Here is an 18063-nt window from a genome sequence, read left to right on the forward strand (position 1 = left end):
GCTCCTTCTCGGGGTTCGGGGTCAGGATGCGAACAACGGCATGTCGCGGTGGAGGTGACGTTCGGCGAGCGCGTCCTGCAGTGGATCCGACAGTGCGGCGAGCCCGGCGGCGGCCTCGGCGGCGATCCGGTCGCACAGCGGTGCCAGGCGCAGGGTGCTCTCGGCGATGGCGGCGGGATCGAGGGCGAGCAGTCGTTGCGCGGCGGTGGCGGCACCGGTGAGCGTCGTGTAGACCACGACGCCGGCCAGCTGGTCGGTACTCGCTTCGCTCGCGGCGCCGACCATGCCGAACACCGTCGACAGATGGGGGCGCGGTCCTACAGCGGCCCAATCATGGTGCGGCCACAGCTGTTTGGCCAGGCGGAGCAGCCCACGGCCCTGCGCGCGCGATGCCGTGCGCGCGGCGGGCGACGGGGTGCGAGCATCCGCCTCGAGCTCGGCGCGTTCGGGCGTGAGCGACCCGCCACACACCGCGGCGGCCAGTGATGCCGTGACGAGTCCCGACGTCGAGATCCGGCGCCGCAGATACAGCTCCACGCTCGCCTTGTCGCGCAGCAACCCCGACGACACAGCTTCCTCGACGCCGCCGGAGTGCACGTGTCCACCGATGGGCAGGCGCGAATCGGCCAGGGCGAGCAATGTCGCCAGTCCCGCCGCACCCTCGTTTCGCATCCGACGATCCTATGCAACGAACCTGGACGTCCGCCCGGTGAGGCCGACCAGCACGGCACACCGTGGCGGTGATCACTCCGACCGGTGGTCGTGCTCGACCCGCCGTTCCGATTCAGTGCGCCTCGGCGGTCGCCGTCTCGGTGCGGGTCGAGCGCCAGGCCAGCACCGCCATCGCGATCAGCAACAGCGCGCCACAGGTGGTCGCGATGTGCATTCCGCTGACGAAGGATTCGCGGGCCGCGTGGATCAGCCCGTCGTCACCGGATGACTGCAGGAGGGTGTCGCCCAGGGTCTCGCCGAAGTCCCCGCCGGAGCGGAACACCAACGCTGCCACCGAGCCGAGCAGGGCGAGACCGAGCGCGTTGCCGAGTTCGAAACTCGTTTCGGAGATACCGACCGCCGAACCCGCCCGCTCGACGGGCACCGCCGACACCGCGACATCCGAAACCAGTGTGAACGAGAAGCCGTAACCGATACCGGCGATCACCGAGCCCGCGATATACCAGCCGAGGCCGCCGTCGACACCGACGCCGAGCAGCATCAGGTTGCCGATCGCCGACAGCATCAGCGCGAGGGTGAAGGTGGCCCGCACGCCCAGCCGCATCCCGAGGCGCGCGCCGCTCATCGAGCACACGAACACCGCGATCGCCATCGGAACGCCGAGCAGCGCGGCGGCCAACGGGTCGCGACCGGTGACCGACTGCAGGTAGATGCTGGTCAGGTAGCTCAGCGCGGCCAGCGACATCATGCCCGCCATGCTCGCCCCGATCGCCACCCGGAACAGCGGCCGAGTGAACAACGACAGGTCGAGCAGCGGTTCGGCGAGATGACGCTGCCTGCGCACGAACAGCACGAGCAGTCCGACGCCGATCACGGCGATCACCAACGACACCGCGTCCAGCCCTTCGGCGGCGATGTGTTTGATCCCGTAGATCAACGGCAGGATGCCGCCGATGGACAGCGCGACGCTGGGCAGATCGATCGGCCCCAGCGCGGCGGAGCGATGTTCGGGCAGCAGGATCGGCCCGAAGATCAACAGAATCGCCAGCACCGGAATGTTGATCAGGAACACCGAGCCCCACCAGAAGTGGTGCAGCAGTACACCGCCGATGATCGGCCCGACCGCCGAACCACCGGCGAAGAACGCGGTCCAGATGCCGATCGCGGTGCCCCGTTGCCGGGTGTCGGGGAACAGGGTGGAGATCAGCGCCAGGCTCGACGGCAGCAGCGTCGCGCCGCCGATGCCCATCAGGACTCGGGCCGCGATGAGAACCGGCGCGGTGGGCGCGAACGCGGCGAGCACCGACGCGACGCCGAAGATGGCGGCGCCGACGAGCAGGATATTGCGTCGGCCGATCCGGTCGCCGAGGTTGCCCATCGTGATGAGCAGACCCGCCAGCATGAACCCGTAGATGTCGAGGATCCAGAGCTGCTGGGAGGCAGTGGGGTCCAGGTCGGCCGTGAGGGTCGGCATGGCGAGGAAGAGAACCGAGATGTCCATCGACACCAGCAGCACCGGCAGCAGCAGCACGCCCAATCCGAGCCATGCGCGGCGTCCACCGGCGACTACGGTGGGCACCGCCGGTTCCAGCTTCGTCATCTTCCGACATCCTTCCACGGTGTGCGTACGCCGTACGCGGGAGCTGGGTACAGTGTACGCATGAAGGTTGTATTACGAAAGCGAGTCATGGGATGACCGAGGCGAAGCTCACCCGCACCGCGATCGTCGACGCCGCGATCACCCTCGCCGACGCCGACGGACTCGACGCGGTGTCGATGCGCCGCATCGCCGACCGCCTCGAGGTGGGCACCATGTCGCTGTACCGGCACGTGGCGAACAAGGACGAACTCATCGCGGCCATGACCGACGAGATCGCCGCCCGCCACCCCTATCCCGATCCGGCCGGTCGGGGGTGGACGTGGCGCGACCGGGTGCGCATCGCCGCCGAGGTCGATTGGCAGCTCTACCAGCAGCACCCCTGGGTACTGCTCACCTTCGCGGTCCCCCGCTACAGCTTCGGCCCGCAGGGCCTGACGAGCCTGGCCTGGCTGGTCGAGGGCCTGCGCGAACTCGACGTGACCGCCCGTGAGGCCACCACGATGGGGTTCTCCGTCTGGAACTACATCTCCGGCGCCAGCTTGCCCGTGGTCGGCGGCGCGCTACTCGCCGAGAAGCGCACCGCGACCGACGACACCAACGGACTGCGCGACCTCCTCGAGGGCACACCCTCCTTCCCCGTGCCGCCGGCGCTGGCCGAACTGGAAGGCGCGGGGGTGAGCGATCTCACCTCCGAGGACCTGCTGTTCCTCGGCCTCGAGGCGCTCTGCGACGGCTTCGCCGCCCGCGCGGCCCGTCGAGCCCCGGAGTCGCCGAACCGGTCTTGACCTCGAGCACCGTTCAGGTTGAAGACTGATTTCATGCATGCGATCCAGCTCCACGAATTCGGTCCCGCCGAGAACCTCCGCCACGAGTCGATCCCCGATCCGGAACCGGGCCCGGGCCAGGTGCGCATCGCGGTAGCCGCCGCGGGTGTCCATCTGGTCGACACCGCGTTGCGCCGCGGTGAGCCCGGCCCGTTCCCGGTGCCCGAGCTGCCGACCGTCCCCGGCCGCGAGGTCGCCGGGGTGGTGGACCGGGTAGGCGAGGGCGTCGACGACAGTCTGCTCGGCGCACGGGTGGTCGCTCATCTGGGCACTGCCCCGGGTGGCTACGCCGAGCTCGCTGTCACCGAAGCCGAACGGCTGCTCGCCATTCCGGAGGGCGTGAGCGTCTCCGCGGCGGTAGCGATGGTCGGCACCGGGCGCACCACGCTCGGCATCCTCCAATTCACCGAACTCGATGCCGACAGCGTCGCGGTGGTGACCGCGGCGGCCGGTGGGATCGGCACGCTGCTGGTCCAGTACGCCGCTGCCGTCGGCGCGACGGTGGTCGGTCTGGCCGGTGGGCCGGACAAGGTGGCGATGGTGCGCGACAACGGCGCCGACATCGCGGTCGACTACACGCTGGCGGATTGGCCGGAGAAGGTGCTGGCCCAGCTGGGCGGACGGACCGCGACCGTGGTCTTCGACGGCGTCGACGGCCCGGTCGCCGACGCAGCCGTCGACCTACTCGGCCCCGGCGGCACCCACCTGGTCTTCGGCTGGTCCGCCGGTGCACCGACGCAAGTGGACACCGCCGCTCGCGGCATCACCTCCCCCAGCGTGCTCGGCCCGCCGATGATCGAGCGTGCGGGTGGTGACCTGCGCATCCTGTCCGAACGCGCCCTCGCCGCCGCGGGCACCGGCCTGTTCCGCCCCGCACTGACCGAATTCCCCCTCGCCGAGGCCGCCGCCGCCCACCACGCCCTCGAATCCCGTTCCACCACAGGCAAAGTCGTGTTGATCCCCTGAGGCTTCGCGCCCTGGCGGTGGTGACTCGGCCGAAGTTTCCACCACCAGGGCTTGGTGATCAATCGACCAGATCACTCACCGTCGGGCGAGTCGGGCGAATGTCGGACGACACGGTGGTCATCGGTGGTGAAGACTGGACCTATGACCGACGCGCAGCCGTCCGCCGATCGTCGCCTCGCCGCTCAGGCACTGGCCGCGAACGATCCGACCGGATGGTTCGAACCGCTCTACGCCGAGGCCGCGGCGGGGACCTCGGTCGTCCCGTGGGACCGTGCCGAGCCCAATCCGCTGCTGGTCGACTGGCTGCGCAGCGCCTCCCTCCCCCAGTGCGCAAGGGGCCTGGTGATCGGCTGCGGCTACGGTACCGACGCGGAATTCGTTGCCGCTCAAGGGATCCGAACCACCGCTTTCGACGTCTCCCCCAGCGCGATCCGCGGCGCCCGCGCCCGGTTCCCGCATTCGCCTGTCACCTACAAGGTCGCCGATCTGCTCAACCCACCGGCGTCCTGGCACCACGCCTTCGACCTGGTCATCGAGTCGATCACCGTCCAATCCCTACCCCTGGACGTGCGGGCCCCCGCCATCACCGGCATCCGGGACCTCCTGGCCCCCGGCGCGACCCTGCTCGTCATCGCCGACATCAGCAAGACCCCCGCCACCGTCGGCCCGCCATGGCCACTCACCCGCGCCGACATCGACTCGTTCACCGCCCCCGACCTGACCCAGGTCCGCGTGGAATCCGTCCCTCGCGCCGACACGTCGGGGCTCAACCGCTGGCGGGCCGAATTCCACCGCCCGGCACAGGCCGGCGACTGACGCTCGCCGACTACTTCCGCCAGGCTGGGACAGTCCAGTACGTCGCCGCCCGCAGCACCCATTCCACCGGCCCGTACGGATGGCGACTCAGCCACCAGGCGCTGAGCCAGAGCTGGCCGGCGAAGGTGAGCACGGCGATCGCGATGACCGCCGGTGGGGCGAAGTCGTCGGCGAGGGCGAGGCCATAGCCGGTGTAGACGAGCATCAGCACGATCGACTGGCCGATGTAGTTGGTGGCGGCCATGCGCCCGGCCGGGGCGAGTAGGGCGGTGTAGCGGCCGAGGCGGGCGGACTGTGCTGCCAGCAGGATCACGGCGACGTAGGCGAACGTCATGGCCGGGTTCACCAGTATCTGGAGGCCGTGGATCACGGCGGGGGCATGCCACCAGGTCATCGTCTCGGCGAAGGTCATCGCCGAGATCGGCAATCCGAGGCCGAAGCCGATCACGAGTGCGCGAAGAGCCCAGCGGCGCAGTGTGTCCGGGTCCGCGAACAGGTTTCGTTTGCCCGCCGCCATGCCGATCAGGAACATCGCCAGGCTCGGCACGCCCTGACTGAACCAGATCAGCAGCAGGAAGACCGGCGCGAGGGCGGTCTGCGCGGAGAACGTCGAAGCGAAGGTGTCGGTGTAGTCGGCGGAGATCGCGGGCAGGTCGACGAAGTCGCCGAACGCGAGAAGACTGTTTTCTCCCGGCAGAAAGCTCCATGCCGACCAGGTCACATACAGCACCACCCCGACGATCACCGCCGTTCGCGGTCGCAATTTACGCAGCGCGATGAGGACCAGGCACAGGAACGCGTACAGGGTGAGGATGTCGCCGATCCACAGCAGGTAGACGTGTACGAGACCGATCACCATCAGCGCGGCGCACCGTCGGAGCAACCGCCCTACCGGCGAAGCCCCCGCGCGGTGGGCGGCCGCGATCTGCAGCGTGAACGAGTATCCGAACAGGAAGGCGAACAGCAGATAGAACCGCCCGGTGAACAGTGCGTCGACGGTGGCACGCACCAGCAGACCGGCGGTGCCCCCGAAGCGCAGCACCGGGTCCTCGCGAGTGCCGACCACCGACCACAGCGAGGTCGCCACGATCACATTGGTGATCAGAATCCCGAACAGGGCGAACCCGCGCAGGATGTCGACCTCGGCGATACGCGATCCGAATCGCACTGCGGGCGAGCGTGTTCCGAGTGCGTCTGCCATGAACCGAGCGTACGCACGCCGACCGCCCGCATTCGTCCACCGTACGAGCTATTTTCGCCCCCGTACCGGAGTGATCCGCTGTCAGCCCTGCGGCGTATTGACAGCCGGGCCGAAACGACCACCTGAGCGGCCCACGACCGCCACGGTGCCACAATGGAGCACGATCACGCTCGGCAGGGACTCGCAACCACCACGGAGGCGGACATGCAGGCAGTTGTCATCGATGAATTCGGCGAACCGAAGGACGTGCTCACCGCACAGCAGGTGCCGACCCCCGAACCAGGGGAGGGTGAGGTGCGGATCGCGATGTCGCTGTCGCCGATCCACAACCACGATCTGGCGATCATCCGCGGCGTGTACGGCTACCGGCCGCCGCTGCCCGCGATCCCGGGGACCGAGGCCGCCGGTGTCGTCGAGGCGATCGGCCCCGGCGTCGACACCCTCCAGGTCGGGCAGCGGGTAGCGATCGCCGGCGTGCGTGGTGCCTGGGCGGATTCCTTCGTCGCCCGCGCCGCACAGGCGGTGCCGATGCCGGATTCCGTGCCCGACGAGACCGCCTGCCAGCTACTGGCCATGCCGCTGAGCGCGCTGATGCTGCTCGACGACCTGCAGGTGACGTCCGGTCAGTGGATCGTGGTGAACGCCGCCAACGGCGCGGTCGGTCGACTGCTCAACCTGTTCGCGAAGGAGCGCGGCGTGCGGGTACTGAGCCTGGTCCGCGGCCAGTCCTCGGTGCAGGCGCTCGAACAGCTCGGCTACGGTCCCGTGCTCGATACCGAGTCGGTGGGCTGGCTCGCCAAGGGCGCCGACATCACCGGTGGTGAACCGATCGTGCGCGCAGTCGACCAGGTCAGTGGGCCCGCCGCGGGCGATCTGATGGCGCTGCTCGCCCCGCGCGGTGAGCTGATCTCCTTCGGCGCGCTGTCGGGCAAGCCGCTGATCATCGACACCGGTGCCGTCATCTTCAAACAGGCTGTGGTGAAAGGGTTCTGGGGCCAGCAGCGCAGCTCCGACATCGACCGCGCCGATTACGCCCGGTTGATCACCGAACTCGTCACCCTCGCCGCCGATGGCACCCTGCGCCTCGATGTCCAGGCCGATTTCGCGCTCGATCAGGCCGCCCAGGCCGCCGTGGTCTCCGAAACCCCCGGTCGCAACGGCAAAGTGGTCCTGCACGCCGGAACTCGCTGAGCTCTCGGCCGGGCGGTGCGACGAGGCCGCTCTCGCTCGCCCCGCCCGGCCGGACTCTTTCCAGACCCCCAACAGCAGGCGAAATCTCCGCGATCGACTGTTCCCGCGCGGCGTCAGCGGGCAGGATTCGCCGCATGACGAGCAGCGACGGTCCACCGCCCAACCCCGACTTCGCACAGCTGGTTCCCAGCGTGGTGCTGTCCATGCCCGCCGCCGCCCACCTGGGTTTCCACTTCGGCAAGGTCGAGCTCGGCGATGTCGAGATCGTGCAACCCCACCGCCGCGAACTCACCCAGCACGACGGCTTCTTCCAGGGCGGAGTCCTCGGCTCGCTCGCCGATTTCGCCGCAGGTTCGGCCGCGGGCACGCTGTTGCCTGTCGGCTGGGTGAACATGACCATCGACTACACCGTGAAGATCCTCGCGCCCGCGAAAGGCCCGACGGTGGTCGCTCGGGGGCGGGTGATCAAGCCCGGCGCGCTGCTCACGATCGCCGCCGCCGATGTGTTCTCGGTGGAGGAATCCGGCGAAGTCCTGTGTGCCACAGCGCTGGTGACGATGCGCAACGTGCGTCTCGCGGCGGCCTGAGCACCGGGAGCGAGTGATCTCATGCCGATCATCCACGTCGACGGTGTTCCGATCGCCGTCACCGACACCGGCGTTCCCTCGGGTCGACCCGATGCCGCCACCGTGGTCTTCGGCCACGGATTGTTGTTCGGCGGCTGGATGTTTCGCGCCCAAGTCGAGGTACTGCGACGCGACTATCGTTGCGTCACCCTCGACTGGCGCGGTCAGGGCGATACCCCACCCACCGCCGACGGCTACGACATGGACACCCTCACCACCGACGCGGTGGGTGTGATCCACGCTCTCGACGTGGGACCCGTGCACTGGGTGGGACTGTCCATGGGCGGCTTCGTCGGTCAGCGACTCGCCGCCAGGCACGGTGACCTGCTGCGGTCGCTGACCCTCCTCGATACCGGCGCGCGAGCCGAGGATCCCACCAAGATCGGCGAATACCACCGCCTCGCGTGGGCGCTGCGCTGGTTCGGCATCCGCCCCATCGCGGGCCGGGTGGCCCCTCATATGTTCGGCCCCTCCTTCCGTGCTTCCGACACCGGCAAGGAAGTTGTCCGCGAGTGGTCGCGTCGCCTGGCCGGGGTCGACCGCGTCGGTCTGCGCCACGCCGTCCACGGTGTCACCGAACGCGGCGCCGTCGACGACGAACTCGCGGCGATCACCGTCCCCACCCAGATCATCGTCGGCGCCGATGACGCGGCCACCCCCGTTCCGCATGCCCGCCAGATCGCCTCGCTCATCCCACACGCCCAACTCCACACGATCCCCGAGTGTGGGCATTCGAGTTCCCTCGAACAACCACAGGCCGTCACCGACCTGCTCCACAGCTTTCTGGCGTCGATCGAGTCGAGCACGGACCCGCACACCACCTGACACGTGGTCTGCACCACGGATTCGCGCTTGCCACAAGGATTTCCGTGCTGTCGTTTCCGACGTCGACGCGCATCCCGCCCGGCGCGGGTACCGTCGATTCGATGGCCGACCTCACCGCCTCCGCCCCTGTCGAGTCCATCGACGCCGACTTCTTCGACGATCCGCACGCGCAGTACCGCCGGTGGCGCGCCGAGGGTCCCGTGCATCGGGTCCGCTTCCCCGACAAAGTCGTCCGCTGGGTTGTCGTCGGCTATGCCGAAGCCAAGATCGCGCTCGCCGACCCGCGATTCCGCAAGGATGTCGTCCGGATCGACGCGATCCTGCACAGCAAGCGCGACACCACGGCGACGGACCCGAACATCGTCGCGCTGCTGAGCCATATGCTCGCCACCGACCCACCCGAGCACACCCGCCTGCGCAAGCTCGTGAACAAGGCTTTCACCAGCCGCCAGGTAGCGTTGCTGCGCCCACGCATCGAACAGATCACCGAGTCGCTGCTGGACGCGATGAGCGAGCGCGACGAGGTCGATCTGATGAGCGAGTTCGCCAATCCCCTTCCGGTGACGGTGATCTGCGAGCTGCTCGGCGTCCCGTTCGAGGATCGCGCGGACTTCCAGGCATGGACGAAGGCTCTGGTCACCGTGGTCGGTGAGGGCGAGGAGGACGAGCGTCCGGCCGCGTCGGCCGCGATGGTCGGCTATCTCGCGAAACTGGTGCGCACCAAGCAGTCCGAGCCCGCCGAGGATCTGCTGTCCCAGCTGGTGCTCGCTGATGACGAGGGCGATCGGCTCACCGATCATGAACTGGTGTCGATGGCGTTCCTGCTGCTGGTCGCGGGCCACGAGACCACCGTGAACCTCATCGGCAACGGGGTGCTCGCCCTGCTCCGCAATCCCGAACAGTGGCAGGCCCTGCGCGCCGACCACACCGGGGTGCCGGCCGCCGTCGAGGAATTCCTGCGTTTCGACGGCCCCGTCGACATGTCCACCGCCCGCTTCACCGCGGAACCGGTCACCCTGGGCGGGGTCGAGATCCCCGAAGGCGAAATCGTCTACGTCGCCCTCTCGGCGGCCAACCGCGACCCCGCCCGCTTCCCCGCCCCCGACACCCTCGCCACCGACACCCCCACCGCGGGCCACCTCGCCTTCGGCCACGGCATCCACTTCTGCGTCGGCGCCCCCTTGGCTCGCGTAGAAGCCGAAATAGCCTTCACCGCCCTGCTCCACCGCTTCCCCCACCTGACCCTGTCCCCCACCGCCGACCTCCACTGGCAGACCAGCACCCTCATCCGCGGCCTCCTCGAACTACCGGTCCGCCTGCGCTGAAGCAATCCGCGCTGCTGGACAACCAGCACTGACAGTGCCGTTCAGTCGTCTCGGTAGTGCCCAGACGATTGGACCGATCGACGTTCACTATCGCCCCGGCGCGCGCGCCGTAGCGGGCTCGACACTGGGCGCATGGCACGACTGCAGATCGAAGCGGTGTCGAAGAAGTTCGATGCCGAGTACGCGGTGCGCGAGGTGAGTCTCGACATCGCCGATGGTGAATTCATGGTGTTGCTCGGCCCCAGTGGCTGCGGCAAATCCACGCTGTTGCGGATGATCGCCGGGCTGGAGGAGCCGAGCGCGGGGCGGATTCTCGTGGGTGGCACCGATGTGACGGACGCGGCGCCGCAGCGGCGGGATCTGGCGATGGTGTTCCAGAGCTATGCGCTGTATCCGCATCTTTCGGTGGCCAAGAACATCGGGTTTCCGTTGCGGGCCCGGCGCAGACCACGGGCGGAGATCGCGCAGCGGGTGGCCGAGGTGTCGACGACGCTGGAGATCTCGGCGCTGCTCGAGCGTCGCCCGGTCGCGCTGTCGGGCGGGCAACGGCAGCGAGTCGCGCTGGCGCGCGCCATGGTTCGCGATCCCGGCGCGTTCCTGATGGACGAACCGCTGTCGAACCTCGACGCGAAACTGCGCAGCGCGACCCGCGCCGAACTGATCGCGCTGCACCAGCGCCTCGGTGCGACCTTCCTCTACGTCACCCACGACCAGGTCGAGGCGATGACGATGGCGACGCGCATCGCACTGCTCAACCAGGGCCGCATCGAACAGTGCGGTACCCCCGAGGAGCTCTACGACCGCCCGCGTTCGACCTTCGTCGCCGGCTTCCTCGGCTCGCCCCCGATGAACCTGTTCCCCGCCGTCGTCACCTCGAGCGACGGCCACATGAAGGTGATGGCCGACGGCATCGACGCCGCACTGGACATCGCCGAGGATTCCGGCGGCGCCACCGCCGTCGTCGCCGGAATCCGTCCGGAACGCCTGCGGATCGACGACACCTCGACCGATGTCCGCGGCCGGGTACGGATGGTGGAGAACCTCGGCAGTGAGGAACTCGTGCACCTCGACTCCGGTCTGTGCGTGCGCGCGGCACGTCCGGCCGGTGTCCGGGTGGGCGAGGACATCGCCTGCCGCGTCGACCCCGCCGACATCCACCTGTTCGACCCCGATACCGGCCTGCGGCTCACGTGGCAAGCGCCCCAGCCCCATTCGGACGCGGCCATCGACGCGGCCGCTGTTCCCGTCCCCTGATCTCGGCACCACCCCGATGAGGAGTTCCATCATGAAACGCACACTGCCCGCGCTGGGCGTGGCACTCACCACCGCCCTCGCTCTCACCGGCTGCGGCCTCGGCACCACCGGGTCCACCGACACCACCTCCACCGCGCAGATCCCCGAACTGGCTGCCGACCAGCAGGTTTCGATCGTGTTCGAGTCCTACAGCTACGGCGTTGCCGGCGCCTGGACCGACACGTTCAACGCCCTGATCGCCGACTTCAGCGCCAAGCACCCCAATATCAAGGTCACCGCGCAGAAGCCCCAGGGCAACAGCCCCAACCCGGCGACCGACACCGTCTCCAGCATCCAGAACCAGATGGTGGCAGGCACTCCGCCCGATGTCGCCCAGCTCGGCTTCTCCGATCTGGACTTCACCATCAACCAGCTCAAGGCCAAGCCCCTAGACCAGCTGGTCGGCGCGCCGGCGGTGAAGCAGAACTTCGACGGCGCCCGCCACGCGTACGCGCCGCGCGCCCGCACGCTCGACGACTGGGACGGCCACACCTATGGCGTTCCGTTCGTCTTCTCCACGCCCGTGCTGTACCTGAACGCCTCGCTGTTCACCGAGGCCGGTCTCGATCCCGCCAAGCCGCCGACCACCTGGGACGAGGTCACCACCGCCGCGAAGGCGATCGCCGACCGCACCGGCAAGGGCGGGGTCTACATCGACTGCCTGACCAAGACCGCCAAGGACTGGTGCTTCCAGTCGCTGGTGCGCTCGAACGGCGGTCGCGTGATCTCCGAGGACCGCAACTCCCTCACCTTCGCCGACGCACCTGCCGTCGAGGTCACCAAGATGGCACAGAACCTGGTGAACACCGGCAGCATGCCCAAGCTCAATCAGAAGCAGGGCTACGAGGCGTTCGGCCGCGGCGAGATCGGCATGATGCTCGAAACCAGCGCGCTGCAGAGCATTTTCGTCACCGGATCCAAGGGCAAGTGGGACCTGCGTTCGGCGCCGATGCCCGGCTTCGGCACCAAGCAGGCCGTTCCCACCAATTCCGGTGCGGGCCTGCACATCCTGTCCAACGATCCGGCCAAGCAGCGGGCCGCGTGGGAACTGATCAAGCACCTCACCAGCGAGGATTCCTACAAGAAGATCGCGCAGAACATCGGCTACCTGCCGCTGCGGACCGGCCTGCTCGAGGAGGCCGGTGGGCTGAAGGAATGGGCCGATCAGAACCCGCTGCTGCGCCCGAACGTGGCGCAGCTGGCCGCCATGGAGCCGTGGGTTTCCATGCCGGGCAACAACTATCTGCAGATGCGTGACGGCATGATGGACGCCGTCGAAGCCGTCGTGTTCCAGGGCGCCGACCCGCAGTCGACGCTCACCGCGGCCCGCACCGCGGGCACCGAACTCATGCCGAAGTCATGAGCGAACTCACGATCGTCCAGATCACCGACACCCATCTGCGGCCCGAGGGCGAACTGCTCCACGGCGTCGACACCGCCGCCAACCTGACGGTAGTGCTCGACCGGCTGCGCGAATTCGGGCAGCGCGTCGACGTGCTGATCTTCTCCGGCGATCTCAGCGACAACGGATCACCCGAGGCCTACCGGCGGCTGCGGGCCGCCGTCGAGCCCGTCGCGGCCGACCTCGGCGCCGAGATCGTCTACGCGATGGGCAATCACGACGAACGCACCGCCTTCGGCGTCGAATTGCTCGACCGCGACTCCGTGGACCCTGATCTTCCGCACGATCAGTGCGTCGAGGTCGCGGGAGTGCGGATCATCGTGCTGGACAGCACTACGCCGTTCCAGCACGACGGCAAGCTCGAGCCGGAGCAGCTGGCCTGGCTGGCAGGCATTCTGCGCACCCCTGCCCCGCACGGCACCGTGCTGGTGGTGCACCATCCGCCGCTGCGCTCCCCCCTGGCCACCCTCGACTTCCTCCGGCTCAAGGATGCCGAACAGCTGGCCGAGGTCGTCGCGGGCACCGATGTCCGGATGATCCTGTGCGGACACAACCACCTCACCGGCGCGTCGGCGCTGGCCGGGATCCCGGTGTGGATCGGTCCCGCGATGGCCTACCGGGTGGACGCGATGGCACCGGCGGGCAGGCACCGTGGATTCGTCGGATTCGGGTACAGCCGCATCGACGTCATGGCGTCGACGGTGCTGGCCACCGCGATCGACGCAGCCCCGGCGCCCACGGTCTATGACCGGCCGGAATCGGAGATGCTCGAGCAGATCGCCGCGATCGTCGCCGCCAGGGCGGCGGTGAAGTAGATGTTCGTCATCGATGCGCCGGCTTCGCCGACACCGCCGGTCGCGGCGAAGCCGGTGCGCCGCCCACTCACCCGACGCCGGGTGGCCCGGTTCGTCGCGCCGTATCTTTACCTGAGTCCGGCGCTGTTCCTGCTGGTCGTGTGGACCTATCAACCGTTGGTGCAGGCCCTGCAACTGTCCACGTACTCGTGGAACCTGCTGCCGACGGCTCCGATGACACCGGTCGGTACCGCGAATTACGAACGGCTACTGGATCTTCCGGCGTTCTGGGGCGCTCTCGGGCGCACCGGGACACTGATCCTCGGTCTGCTGCCGTTCACGGTGGTCCTGCCGGTCGTCATCGCGATGGCGAGCAGGCGGGTCACCGGCCGGGCGCGCACGATCTATCAGGCACTGGTGTTCGCGCCGTTCCTGGTCGCGCCGGTCGCGGCGGCCGCGGTGTGGCGCTGGTTGCTGCATCCGGGGACCGGTTTCCTCGCCCAGGTCACCGGTTCCGACCGCAACTGGGTGTACGAGACCGCGACCGCGCAGGGCGTGATCATCGCGATCACCGCCTGGCACCTGATCGGCTTCGCGGTGCTCGTGGTGTGGGCGGGGCTGGCCGGAATCAGCGGCGACTACGACGAAGCGGCCAGGGTCGACGGCGCCTCACCCGGTCAGATCCGGCGCTGGATCACGCTGCCGCTGCTCTCCCCCACCGTGCTGTTCCTGGTCCTCACGACCGTATTGCTCAGTCCCACCCTGACTTTCCCGCTCATCGACTCGATGACCCAGGGCGGTCCGGCGCAGGCCACCACCAATATCTACTACCTGCTCTGGGACTACGCCTTCCACAGTTTCGACGCCGGTCTGAGCGCCGCGGCCGGTGTGCTGCTGTTCTTCGGCTTCGGTCTGGTGGCCGCACTGCTGGTCTGGATTTCGGAAAAGGTTGCTGTCCATGATGATTGAACGACTGCGCGGGGCGGGCAGCCATCTACTGCTCGCCGCGACGGCACTGGTGTGCGTGTTCCCGATCTACTGGCTGTTCGCGACGTCGCTGCGCAGACCGGAAGACGTGACCTCGCTGTCCCCGATCCCGTGGCCGCTGTCGACGGCCAACTACCTCGACGCGGCGCAGAAGGTCGACATCGCCGGTCTGATCGCCAATACGTTCTTTGTCGCGGTGCTCTCGGCGGCAGGCCAGCTCCTCATCGCGCTGCTGGCCTCCTACGCGTTCGCCATCTACACGTTCCCGCTGCAGAACCTGCTGTATCTGGCGTTCGTCGGGGTGTGGCTGGTGCCGTTCCAGGTGACGATGCTGCCCAACTACATCCTGCTCAACCAGCTGGGCCTGATCAACACCCTGATCGGCGTCGTGCTGCCGACGCTGTGTTCGGCGCTGGCGGTACTGCTGCTGCGCCAGCACATGTCGGCGTTCCCGAAGGAACTCATCGCGGCCGCGAAGATCGACGGACGCTCGTCGTGGTCGATCCTGTGGACCGTGGTGGTGCCGAATCTGCGGCCCGCACTCGCCGCGCTCGGCATTCTGCTGTTCATCAACGCGTGGAACGAGTACTTCTGGCCCGCGGTCGTCCTGCGTCAGTCCAACAGTGTCCTGCAGCTCGGGCTGCGCAGTTTCATGGGCACCGAAGGTGATCAGTGGGGGCCGATGATGGCGCTGGCCGGGCTCGCCTGCCTGCCGGTGCTGCTGCTGTACCTGGTGCTGCAACGCCACATCGTCAACGCGTTCGTGCGATCGGGATTGAAGTGAACGACGACCTCACCCCGTCAAGACCTGGTCGTCGTCCAGGGCAGGTGCCGTGGACGCGAGGCAATCCAGAAACATCGCCACCGCCGGATTCTGCTCGTCGGCCCGCCACACCACGTGCAGATCAAGGGTCGGGACCGGATCGACCAGTTTCAGTGCCACCGCGTCGGTGCTCGCGGTGCCCATACCCGCCGACACCGCCCGTGGCAGCGAGGCGAAACCGACCAGTGGGCGCACCGACACGATGTGGGCGGTGGCGCCGGGATCATCGGCGATATGGGTGATGTTCAACGAGATCCGGGTCTGCGCCGCCGATCGCAGGATCGTGTCGTACATCGCCGGGCACTGCTCACGCGCGAACAGCACGCACTCCTGATCGCGCAGTTCGGCGAACGGCACGTGCGAGCGGTGGGCCCAACGGTGCTGTCGGCCGACCACCGCCACCAGCGGGATCCGGTGCAGCAGCCGGCGGTACCGGAAATCGGCGGTGCTCGGGTGGCCGTAGACCATGGCCAGATCGAGGGATCCGTCGGCCAGGGCGGCCAGCTGCGGCCCGGTTCGCTTCTCCCACAACGACACCGAGATACCGGGGTGGCGGTCGGTCAGCTGGGCCAGCGCCTCGGGCAGCACGTGTTTGCTGGCGGGCAGGTTGTAGCCGATGTTCAGGCTGCCCGCGCGCCCGGCGGCGGTGGCCTTCGCCGCCTTGGCGGCCCGGTCGAGCTGGGCGACGATCTGGCGGGCCTGCAGCTCGAACTCCCGGCCGGCGGGCGTCAGGCGCACCTCGTGCGAGTTGCGCGCGACCAGCTGCACTTCCAGGGATTTCTCCAGCTTCTGTAGCTGGGCGCTCAGGCTCGGCTGGGTCAGATGCAGACGTTGCGCCGCGCGCCCGAAATGCAATTCTTCGGCGAGCGCGATGAACGAGACGAGATGACGGATTTCCATGACGGCGGCTCCTGAAGTCGAACACTCCCACGCTAGCGGCAGCGAACAACACCCTCATGAATCCCGGACGCCCGGCAATGACCATCCGCATTGCCGGGCGGTGAAGATCAGGAATTCGGACCGGTGACCACGGCGTAGGCGAAACCGTCCCACCCTTTGGCGCCGACGGTCTGGATGACGGTCGCATCGACGCTCGGTTCGGCGGCGAGCAATTCGATCAGGTCGCGGCTGGCCCGTGCGTTCGGGTCCTCGGTCTGCTCGTCGGCCACCGCGCCCGCGCGCACCACGTTGTCGACGATGATCACCGAGCCCGGATGGGTCAGGCGCAGCGCCCACTGGACGTAGTTGGAGTTGTTGACCTTGTCGGCGTCGATGAAGACCAGATCGAACGGCTCGGTCAGATCCTCGGCGACGCCGGGCAAGGTGTCCAGCGCCGCGCCGACCAGGATCTCGACCCGATCGCCCACCCCGGCCCGGTCCAGGTTCTCCCGCGCGACCTTCGCGTGACGTGGTTCGAATTCGAGAGTGACGACGAGACCGCCGTCGCCGACCGCGCGCGCCAGCCACTCGGTGCTGTACCCGCCGAGCGTGCCGATCTCGAGCACCCGGCGCGCTTTCGCGGTGCGGGCCAACAGGTTCAGCAATTTGCCCTGGGGTGGGGAGACATCGATGGCGGGCAGTCCCGCGTCGGCGTTGGCGGTGAGCGCGGGCACGCCCTCGTCACCCACGAGGGTGGTGACGATATAGCTGTCGACATCGGTCCAATCGTTGGTCGTCATATCGGCAGTCTGCCACCGAGCGCGGGCCGACACCGGCTTCCGCAGCGAGCCCGGGCGCTACTTCGCGGTCTCGACCTCGGTGACGCCCCGGATGATCTTCACCGCGCTCTGGGCCAGCATCTTGGTGTCGATGAGTGCCTGCGACAGTTGCACCAGCATCTGGGAAACCGTCATGGTGGCCATCGAGATGTCGAACAGCGCCCGAGCGATGAGTGCGGGGGTGGCCGTACCCGCGGAGGCGATCAGCAGCGCGGTCATCTCGGCGAGCATGCCGGCGAGATTGCTCAAGATCTCGACCACGATCTCCCGCACCGTCTCGACGATGCCCTTCATAGCCTCGTTGCACTCCGCCAGTACCTCGGCGACGGCGGCTTTCTCGGCGATCTTGCCCGTCAGCTCCGTCGCAGCGGCCACGTAGGCCTCGGCAGCGGCGCCCGCCCATTCGCCGATTCCGCTGTCGAGCGCGGTTGCCCAGTCCTCTGCGGTCTTCGTCAGACTCTCGGCGATCGCTTTCCACGAATCCGAATACGCCTGGACCATATCCGGGCTGCCGGTGATCGATTCCAATGATTTGCGCACCGGTTCGACGTGTTCGAGCATCCAGCTCATCAACTGCGCGCCGAGGAAGTTGAACGGGTCGAACTTCGCCAGCGTGGAGGTGCCCTTGATCGCCTTGCCGAACATCGATGCCGTCGACGCCCAATCACCGGCGGTACCGGCCGCTTTGGAGATGGCGCCGACCTTGTCCATGATCGCTCCGTCGCCGGTGATCGCCTGGTAGAGGCCGAGGCCGTTCTCCCAGGTGTCGCCCTGGAGCGTGCCTTTCATGATGCCGGCGTCGGGCTCCTCCCCACCCGTCGGTTTGCCCACATTGCTGAAGAGGAAGTTGTTTTCCTGGTAGTAGCTGTCCCGGTAGTCGACGCCTTCTTGGAGCAGGTCGTTCTTCGGTGCCTCGCCGTCGTCGAAGGTGCTCACCGTGCCCGGCAGGATCGTATTCTCGTTGAGGAACGTGCCCGCCGCGTTGGGTCCGTCGGCCATG

The 18063-nt window shown here is 68.1% G+C and carries 18 protein-coding genes; 12 read left to right on the top strand and 6 right to left on the bottom strand.

The features are described from left to right. Positions 1 to 21 precede the first annotated feature (21 nt). Positions 22 to 672, bottom strand: a complete 651-nt coding sequence (locus ASD42_RS03645; RefSeq protein WP_056810119.1) for an urease accessory protein UreF — start codon at positions 670 to 672, stop codon at positions 22 to 24. A 112-nt stretch (positions 673 to 784) separates the two neighbouring features. Next, positions 785 to 2272 (bottom strand): MFS transporter, encoded by a 1488-nt coding sequence (locus tag ASD42_RS03650; protein ID WP_056810122.1) that lies wholly within the window; start codon positions 2270 to 2272, stop codon positions 785 to 787. A gap of 92 nt (positions 2273 to 2364) precedes the next feature. Here ASD42_RS03650 and ASD42_RS03655 point away from each other — a divergent pair, with 92 nt between their 5' ends. The 3 genes from ASD42_RS03655 (at position 2365) to ASD42_RS03665 (ending at position 4878) form a co-directional block, all read left to right on the top strand. After that, a complete protein-coding gene (locus tag ASD42_RS03655) occupies positions 2365 to 3057 on the top strand; it encodes a TetR/AcrR family transcriptional regulator (RefSeq protein ID WP_056810125.1) in 693 nt (230 codons plus the stop codon). A gap of 33 nt (positions 3058 to 3090) precedes the next feature. Further along, the gene (locus ASD42_RS03660) at positions 3091 to 4062 is read left to right on the top strand and encodes a zinc-binding dehydrogenase (protein WP_056810128.1); all 972 of its coding nucleotides are present in this window, start codon (positions 3091 to 3093) and stop codon (positions 4060 to 4062) included. 141 nt (positions 4063 to 4203) lie between these two features. Further along, on the top strand, positions 4204 to 4878 hold the full coding sequence (locus ASD42_RS03665; RefSeq protein WP_056810131.1) for a class I SAM-dependent methyltransferase: 675 nt from the start codon (positions 4204 to 4206) through the stop codon (positions 4876 to 4878). A gap of 10 nt (positions 4879 to 4888) precedes the next feature. Here ASD42_RS03665 and ASD42_RS03670 read toward each other — a convergent pair whose 3' ends face one another. Then, on the bottom strand, positions 4889 to 6079 hold the full coding sequence (locus tag ASD42_RS03670) for a DUF418 domain-containing protein (protein WP_056810134.1): 1191 nt from the start codon (positions 6077 to 6079) through the stop codon (positions 4889 to 4891). A 204-nt stretch (positions 6080 to 6283) separates the two neighbouring features. Here ASD42_RS03670 and ASD42_RS03675 point away from each other — a divergent pair, with 204 nt between their 5' ends. From ASD42_RS03675 to ASD42_RS03715, 9 genes are all read left to right on the top strand, one after another. Beyond that, a complete protein-coding gene (locus ASD42_RS03675; RefSeq protein ID WP_056815336.1) occupies positions 6284 to 7270 on the top strand; it encodes a zinc-binding dehydrogenase in 987 nt (328 codons plus the stop codon). 134 nt (positions 7271 to 7404) lie between these two features. Continuing rightward, complete coding sequence (locus tag ASD42_RS03680) at positions 7405 to 7857, top strand: PaaI family thioesterase (protein ID WP_056810137.1); 453 nt, start codon at positions 7405 to 7407, stop codon at positions 7855 to 7857. A gap of 21 nt (positions 7858 to 7878) precedes the next feature. Next, positions 7879 to 8721: an alpha/beta fold hydrolase gene (locus tag ASD42_RS03685; protein ID WP_056810140.1), complete on the top strand. Its 843-nt coding sequence runs from the start codon at positions 7879 to 7881 to the stop codon at positions 8719 to 8721. Between the two features lie 44 nt (positions 8722 to 8765). Beyond that, entirely contained in the window at positions 8766 to 10046 is a 1281-nt protein-coding gene (locus ASD42_RS03690; protein WP_235569299.1) for a cytochrome P450 family protein, read from the top strand. A 132-nt stretch (positions 10047 to 10178) separates the two neighbouring features. Further along, positions 10179 to 11300, top strand: a complete 1122-nt coding sequence (locus ASD42_RS03695) for an ABC transporter ATP-binding protein (protein ID WP_056810143.1) — start codon at positions 10179 to 10181, stop codon at positions 11298 to 11300. Between the two features lie 31 nt (positions 11301 to 11331). Next, the gene (locus ASD42_RS03700; RefSeq protein WP_174552037.1) at positions 11332 to 12702 is read left to right on the top strand and encodes an ABC transporter substrate-binding protein; all 1371 of its coding nucleotides are present in this window, start codon (positions 11332 to 11334) and stop codon (positions 12700 to 12702) included. Continuing rightward, complete coding sequence (locus tag ASD42_RS03705; protein WP_056810150.1) at positions 12699 to 13556, top strand: metallophosphoesterase family protein; 858 nt, start codon at positions 12699 to 12701, stop codon at positions 13554 to 13556. The genes ASD42_RS03700 and ASD42_RS03705 overlap by 4 nt, the downstream gene beginning before the upstream one ends. Then, complete coding sequence (locus tag ASD42_RS03710) at positions 13557 to 14504, top strand: carbohydrate ABC transporter permease (protein WP_063006398.1); 948 nt, start codon at positions 13557 to 13559, stop codon at positions 14502 to 14504. Then, positions 14494 to 15306 carry a carbohydrate ABC transporter permease gene (locus ASD42_RS03715; RefSeq protein WP_056810154.1) on the top strand — a complete coding sequence of 271 codons (813 nt, stop codon included), beginning with the start codon at positions 14494 to 14496 and terminating at the stop codon, positions 15304 to 15306. Before ASD42_RS03710 ends, ASD42_RS03715 begins: the two co-directional genes overlap by 11 nt. 9 nt (positions 15307 to 15315) lie before the next feature. Here the strand turns inward: ASD42_RS03715 and ASD42_RS03720 are convergent, their stop codons facing one another. From ASD42_RS03720 to ASD42_RS03730, 3 genes are all read right to left on the bottom strand, one after another. After that, positions 15316 to 16245 (bottom strand): LysR family transcriptional regulator, encoded by a 930-nt coding sequence (locus tag ASD42_RS03720; protein WP_056810157.1) that lies wholly within the window; start codon positions 16243 to 16245, stop codon positions 15316 to 15318. A gap of 107 nt (positions 16246 to 16352) precedes the next feature. Beyond that, positions 16353 to 17024 carry an O-methyltransferase gene (locus ASD42_RS03725; RefSeq protein ID WP_056810160.1) on the bottom strand — a complete coding sequence of 224 codons (672 nt, stop codon included), beginning with the start codon at positions 17022 to 17024 and terminating at the stop codon, positions 16353 to 16355. A gap of 57 nt (positions 17025 to 17081) precedes the next feature. Continuing rightward, on the bottom strand, positions 17082 to 18062 hold the full coding sequence (locus ASD42_RS03730) for a hypothetical protein (RefSeq protein ID WP_056810162.1): 981 nt from the start codon (positions 18060 to 18062) through the stop codon (positions 17082 to 17084). Between the last annotated feature and the right edge of the window lies 1 nt (position 18063).

This window comes from Nocardia sp. Root136 (genome assembly GCF_001427185.1).
GTDB classification, from domain to species: Bacteria; Actinomycetota; Actinomycetes; order Mycobacteriales; family Mycobacteriaceae; genus Nocardia; species Nocardia salmonicida.

Bases quoted from the DNA above. Each gene is read 5' to 3' on its own strand.
- ASD42_RS03645 (WP_056810119.1), bottom strand. From the start codon at position 672: ATGCGAAACGAGGGTGCGGCGGGACTGGCGACATTGCTCGCCCTGGCC.
- ASD42_RS03650 (WP_056810122.1), bottom strand. From the start codon at position 2,272: ATGACGAAGCTGGAACCGGCGGTGCCCACCGTAGTCGCCGGTGGACGC.
- ASD42_RS03655 (WP_056810125.1), top strand. From the start codon at position 2,365: ATGACCGAGGCGAAGCTCACCCGCACCGCGATCGTCGACGCCGCGATC.
- ASD42_RS03660 (WP_056810128.1), top strand. From the start codon at position 3,091: ATGCATGCGATCCAGCTCCACGAATTCGGTCCCGCCGAGAACCTCCGC.
- ASD42_RS03665 (WP_056810131.1), top strand. From the start codon at position 4,204: ATGACCGACGCGCAGCCGTCCGCCGATCGTCGCCTCGCCGCTCAGGCA.
- ASD42_RS03670 (WP_056810134.1), bottom strand. From the start codon at position 6,079: ATGGCAGACGCACTCGGAACACGCTCGCCCGCAGTGCGATTCGGATCG.
- ASD42_RS03675 (WP_056815336.1), top strand. From the start codon at position 6,284: ATGCAGGCAGTTGTCATCGATGAATTCGGCGAACCGAAGGACGTGCTC.
- ASD42_RS03680 (WP_056810137.1), top strand. From the start codon at position 7,405: ATGACGAGCAGCGACGGTCCACCGCCCAACCCCGACTTCGCACAGCTG.
- ASD42_RS03685 (WP_056810140.1), top strand. From the start codon at position 7,879: ATGCCGATCATCCACGTCGACGGTGTTCCGATCGCCGTCACCGACACC.
- ASD42_RS03695 (WP_056810143.1), top strand. From the start codon at position 10,179: ATGGCACGACTGCAGATCGAAGCGGTGTCGAAGAAGTTCGATGCCGAG.
- ASD42_RS03700 (WP_174552037.1), top strand. From the start codon at position 11,332: ATGAAACGCACACTGCCCGCGCTGGGCGTGGCACTCACCACCGCCCTC.
- ASD42_RS03705 (WP_056810150.1), top strand. From the start codon at position 12,699: ATGAGCGAACTCACGATCGTCCAGATCACCGACACCCATCTGCGGCCC.
- ASD42_RS03710 (WP_063006398.1), top strand. From the start codon at position 13,557: ATGTTCGTCATCGATGCGCCGGCTTCGCCGACACCGCCGGTCGCGGCG.
- ASD42_RS03715 (WP_056810154.1), top strand. From the start codon at position 14,494: ATGATGATTGAACGACTGCGCGGGGCGGGCAGCCATCTACTGCTCGCC.
- ASD42_RS03720 (WP_056810157.1), bottom strand. From the start codon at position 16,245: ATGGAAATCCGTCATCTCGTCTCGTTCATCGCGCTCGCCGAAGAATTG.
- ASD42_RS03725 (WP_056810160.1), bottom strand. From the start codon at position 17,024: ATGACGACCAACGATTGGACCGATGTCGACAGCTATATCGTCACCACC.
- ASD42_RS03730 (WP_056810162.1), bottom strand. From the start codon at position 18,062: ATGGCCGACGGACCCAACGCGGCGGGCACGTTCCTCAACGAGAATACG.